Genomic DNA, 631 nt, shown 5'->3' on the forward strand with positions numbered 1-631 from the left:
ACAGCTCAGCTAAGGTAAGGCTAATACAGCTAAGGACTCCACTGAACCCCACCGATTAAATCGCACCTTCCTTAGCGGAGCATCAACATGGAAAAACGCGCCACCGTATCGGATGTTGCCGCACTGGCAAAGGTATCATCGGCCACCGTTTCCAATGTGATCAGCAATCGGGCGGGTAAAGTGTCTGCCAAAACCCGCCAGCGAGTGCTGGATGCCATCAACGAGCTGAATTATACCTATAATGAAAATGCCGCAACGTTACGCAGCAATAAATCCAACATTATTGGCCTGGTTATTCATGATTTAAGCAATCCTTACTACACGGAATTAATCGCTAAAATTACACGGAGCCTGGCGAAATTAGGTTATGCCACTATTCTTGCCTGCTCTGATGAGAATCTGGAGAGCCAGCAAAGCTATCTGCATCTGATGAAGAGACACAATGCGCTGGCAGTGCTGCTCTGCCCTACATGGGACACTACAGCAAAACATCTGGATGCCTGGCGCAAAGCCAGCCCAACAATGACTTTTCTGCGCCCCATAAACAATAATGAAAACCGCGAATTCAGATAATAAGTGCAACGCTCGGACATGATTGTGGAGAGTGTAGGAGGAAGGGTTAACTACCGAT

1 protein-coding gene is annotated in these 631 nt (G+C 47.7%); it reads left to right on the forward strand.

Translation table 11 applies throughout. From position 1 onward, the window contains the following. Positions 1 to 87: 87 nt before the first annotated feature. A complete protein-coding gene (locus ACSZPU_RS26180; protein WP_499004537.1) occupies positions 88 to 573 on the forward strand; it encodes a LacI family DNA-binding transcriptional regulator in 486 nt (161 codons plus the stop codon). Positions 574 to 631 lie beyond the last annotated feature (58 nt).

The organism is Phytobacter sp. V69 (assembly GCF_965644215.1).
Classification (GTDB): domain Bacteria; phylum Pseudomonadota; class Gammaproteobacteria; order Enterobacterales; family Enterobacteriaceae; genus Phytobacter.

Coding starts and splice junctions, on each gene's coding strand:
- ACSZPU_RS26180 (WP_499004537.1), top strand. CDS start 88: ATGGAAAAACGCGCCACCGTATCGGATGTTGCCGCACTGGCAAAGGTA.